Origin of the sequence: Caballeronia arvi (assembly GCF_001544695.2) — a bacterium.
GTDB classification, from domain to species: Bacteria; Pseudomonadota; Gammaproteobacteria; order Burkholderiales; family Burkholderiaceae; genus Caballeronia; species Caballeronia arvi.
The window spans coordinates 1-4,352 of the sequence record NZ_FCOM02000145.1; the positions used below are offsets into that span (position 1 = coordinate 1).

Sequence of the window (4,352 nt, forward strand, 5' to 3'; positions counted from 1 at the left end):
GCGACGCGCACGAACGTGCCGCTGGACTGCTCGCCCGCCATGATGTCCGCGACTTTGGCCAGATCGAGCGGCGTTTCGATCAGGTAATCGGCTTCGATGAAACCCTGCGCGCTCATAGCGTGTTCAATGCAGGAAACGGCCGAACGGCATGCTTGCCGTCCCAGTTGCGCGACGCCTCGCGGATCATGTCGAACAGCTTGCCCTTCGGCCCCGCGATCTCCGAGAGCTCGATCACCGTGCCCGGATGCGTCTCGGTATCGAAGTAGACGAAACGGCCGTTTTCGCCGACCTTGCCGCTCATCGCCACCTTGAAGCCCTGCTGCGTGAGGCGTTCGAGGTCCGCATCGAAATCGGTGGTCCAGTAGGCGTTGTGCTGCAGACCGGTGTGACCCGCCGCGAGAAAATCGCGGTACATCGAAGGCGCGTCGTTGCGCGTCTGGATCAGTTCGACCTGCAGGCTGCCCGAGTTCGCGAGCGCGACCGAGTTGTGCACTTCATAGGCCTCGCCCCGATAGCGGTAGTCCTCGATCGGCACGCGCTCGTTGTAGAACCACGGCCCGACGCCCAGCACGCGGCTCCAGTAATCCATCGCGGCCTCGATGTCGCGGACCACATAACCGGCCTGCCGGATCTCGCCAAAAAAGCGGCTCATCGTCATCTTCCTTTTGTTCGTTGTGCGGCGGTGACGCGCGAACGCTCCGCCGCCGCGCGGTGCGCGTCGTCGTCGATAGTGGTTGGTTGCGGGTGAAACTCGTGCTTCAGAGAAAACCAGTGGAGATCCAGGGAACGGCAGCAATCAGGATCAGCCCGACGATCAGCGCGGCCATGTAGCCGATGATCGGACGCATGCCCTTGTCCGGATCGTCCTTCGCGACGGCGCACGCCGAGTAGTAGCCCACGCCGAATGGCGGCGAGAACAGGCCGACGCCCATCGAGAGGATCACGACGATCGCATAGTGAATCTCGTTGACGCCTGCCATACGCGCGATCGGAAACAGCAGCGGTCCGAACAGCACGATCGCCGGAATGCCTTCCAGCACGCTGCCGAGCAAAATGAACACGACGATCGAGATGCCGAGAAATGCGTAGGCGCCGCCGGGCAGGCCGCTCATCAGTTGCGCGAGGTCCTGCGAGAAGCCCGATTGCGTGAGCGCCCAGGCCATCGCCGTCGCGCAGCCGATGATGAAGATGATCGCCCCGGACAGCGTCGCCGCTTCTACGAGCATGCGCGAAAGACGCGCCCATTCGAACCGCCGGTACACGAGCAGGCCGACGATCATCGAATAGACAATGCCGATGGTCGATACTTCCGTCGCCGTCGCGACGCCTTCCACGACCGCCGCGCGAATCACGAAGGGCAACGCGAGCGCCGGCAGCGCGATCAGAAACAGCCGGCCGATCTCCCGGCGTTTAAGGCGCGGCGCATCGCCCAGACTGGTCTTGCGGTAACGGAGCCAGACGACGAAGCACAGCATGGCGGCGAGCACGGCCGCGGGCAGCAGTCCCGCCGTGAAGAGCGCGGAGATCGACAGCCCCGTGACCGAGCCGATGGTGATGAGCACGATGCTCGGCGGCACTGTCTCGGTCTGCGCGCCCGCCGTCGAAAGAAGCGCGACGAGATCGCCCTCTTTCGCGCCGCGCGCCTTCATCTCCGGGAACAGCACCGGGGCGATCGCGGCCATGTCGGCGACCTTGGATCCCGAGATGCCGGACACCAGATACATCGTGCCGATGAGCACGTACGACAGCCCGCCGCGCACGTGGCCGACGAGGCTCGCGAGGAAGTGAATCATCGCGCGGGCCATGCCGGTCATCTCGATCATCAGGCCCAGAAACACGAAGAGCGGCACCGCGAGCAGCACGAGATGCGACATGCCCTCGTCCATGCGTCCGACGATCACTTCGAGCGGCGTGAAGGTGGTCAGGCCCAGATAGCCGAGAGTCGCAAGCGCAAACGAAAAACAGATGGGCACGCCGGAGAAGATGCCGACCGCCACCACGCCCACGAAGAACACGATGAGATTCGCCCGGCCGATGCTCTCGAGCCACGGTCCGAGCCACACGAACGCGCCCGCGACGACGGCGGTCGCCGCCACCGCGATCATCACGTGACGCACGCGCGCCACGCTCGCGAGCCGGATGAAGCCGACCATCAGCATGAGCGCCGCGCCGACGGGCAGTGCGAGCGCGCGCCATGCGCCGCTGACTTCGAGCGCCGGCGTGACGATCGCCATCTCGCCGGATGCGTAGCCGTAGGCCGGCACCAGAATCAGGCCGAGGCAGCCGAGCGACAGCACGATCGCGAGCGTATCAACGAACGCGCGCCGCGCAGGCGACAGGCGGCTCACCAGCGCCGTCATCCGCATGTGCTCGCCGTGGCGCAGCGCGAGCACGGCGCCGAGCATGGACAGCCACAGGAACATCATGCCGGCGAGTTCATCGGACCAGACGAGCGGTGCGTGCAGCACATAACGGCTCGTCACGCCCGCGAGCAGCACGATGATTTCCGCCGCGAGCAGCAACGCGCACGCGCCTTCGACGAGGCCGATCAGCGCGCGGTCGAACAGGCGCAGCAGACGGCGCGCGCCGCGCGAGTCATCCGCGGATGACTCGATGCCCGCTCGCGCCGGGCTCAAGACCGGGTTTGCCATGAAATGTCCTCCGGAACGTGCGGCTTGCCGCGACCGCGTTCAGGCCAGTTTGCCCGTGTAGGTTTCGAGCAGGCTCCACGCTTCGTTGCCAAACTTGCCCTTCCATTGGCCGTAGAAGTTCGCCTGACGCAGCGCCTCGCGGAAGCTGTCGGGCGCGGGACGGTTGATGGCGAGTCCCTTCGACTGGAGATCGGCGACGGCGGCGTCGTTGAGCTTGCGCACGTCGTCGCGCTGTCTGATCGCGGCCTGATTGAAGGCGTCCGCGAGAATGCCCTGCAAATCCTTGGGCAGGCGCGCCCACGCGCGCGCGTTCAGCACGAACCAGTAGCCGTCCCACATGTGATTCGTGAGCGAGCAGTACTTCTGCACTTCATAGAGCTTCGCGACCTGGACGATGGGCAGCGGATTCTCCTGCGCATCGACGATGCGCGTCTGCAGCGACGAATACACTTCGCTGAACTGCAGACTCGTCGGCGCGGCGCCGAGGCCCTTGAACATGTCGACGGACAGCGGGCTCACCGGCACGCGGATCTTCAGGCCGCGCATGTCGGCGGCGGAGGCGATCGGACGCGCACTCGACGTCGTCTCGCGGAAGCCGTTGTCCCACATCTTTTCGAACGATTCGAGTCCGGCCTTTTGCATCGACGCGCGCACGAACGCGCCGAGCTTGCCGTCCATCGCGCCCCAGACCTGGCTGTAGTCCGCGAAAGCGAAGCCGGTTGCGTTGATCGCGGCGGCCGGTACGAGCGTCGAGACGACGAGCGCGGACGGCGTGAACATTTCGATGCCGCCGCTGCGCACCTGCGCCAGCATGTCGGTGTCGCCGCCGAGTTGGTTGTTCGGGAAGATGCGAATTTCCATGCGTCCCTTCGACGCTTCCTTCACCTGATCCGCCGCCTCCTTCGCCCGCACATTGAGCGGATGCGTGAGCGGCAGATTGTTGCCGTACTTGAAGACATATTCAGCGGAAGCGGCGCGGCCGATGGCCGGCAAACCGAGTGCGCCTGCCGCGGGGAGCGCGGCGGCGGCGCGCAGAAGCGTGCGTCGGCGGGTGTTGATCATGACGTGTCTCCTTGCTGTTATTTGATGCGATCACCCCGCACATCAGAAACCATCAAAACGCGGGCTTCTAATGATCGCCGGTGTCGTAGACTGGCGTTAGTTTCGCTACGTCTTGGAACGAAGACTACGGGCGAGGCCTGGCAACGTCAAACTCGCAAAATGATGGTTTCTGATGGTGTTTGATTGACAGTGCAATGAGGGAGACGCTTTCTTGAACATCGTAAGCACGATCTTTCCACCCCGCGCGCGCGTTGCCGATGTCGCGCAGGCGGCCGGCGTTTCCAGCGCGACCGTCGATCGCGTGCTGAACGGCCGCCCCGGCGTGCGCGCCAATACGGCGGCGCGCGTGATGCAGGCCGCGGCGCAACTCGGCTATACGCTCGACGCGCCCGAAGCCGCCGACAAAGCCGCCGCCGCGAAGCCGATGCACATCGCCTTTCTGCTGCCCTCGGGCACGAACCGCTATCTGCGCATGCTGGGCGACTACATCGAATTCGCGCACAACCAGTGGACCGCGCAGGGCATGAAGTGCCGCGTGCATTATGTGGAAAGCTTCAATCCGGAGGAACTCGCCGCGCGGCTGCTGCAATACGGACAGCGCGCCGATGGCATCGTGTTCATGGCGCTGGAGCATCCTGT

The 4,352-nt window shown here is 64.8% G+C and carries 4 protein-coding genes; 1 reads left to right on the plus strand and 3 read right to left on the minus strand.

Annotated elements, in window-relative coordinates:
- Window positions 1-112 precede the first annotated feature (112 nt).
- The 3 genes from AWB74_RS43415 to AWB74_RS43425 form a co-directional block, all read right to left on the minus strand.
- Window positions 113-652, minus strand: coding sequence for a VOC family protein (locus tag AWB74_RS43415; protein WP_061152648.1), 540 nt, complete (start codon window positions 650-652; stop codon window positions 113-115).
- Between the two features lie 106 nt (window positions 653-758).
- Window positions 759-2,651 (minus strand): TRAP transporter large permease, encoded by a 1,893-nt coding sequence (locus AWB74_RS43420; protein WP_061152646.1) that lies wholly within the window; start codon window positions 2,649-2,651, stop codon window positions 759-761.
- Window positions 2,652-2,690: 39 nt separating this feature from the next.
- A complete protein-coding gene (locus tag AWB74_RS43425) occupies window positions 2,691-3,713 on the minus strand; it encodes a TRAP transporter substrate-binding protein (protein ID WP_061152647.1) in 1,023 nt (340 codons plus the stop codon).
- Between the two features lie 211 nt (window positions 3,714-3,924).
- On the opposite strand from AWB74_RS43425, the gene AWB74_RS43430 reads away from it, so the two are divergent.
- On the plus strand, window positions 3,925-4,352 hold a 428-nt coding region (locus tag AWB74_RS43430), incomplete at its 3' end, for a LacI family DNA-binding transcriptional regulator (protein ID WP_143749513.1).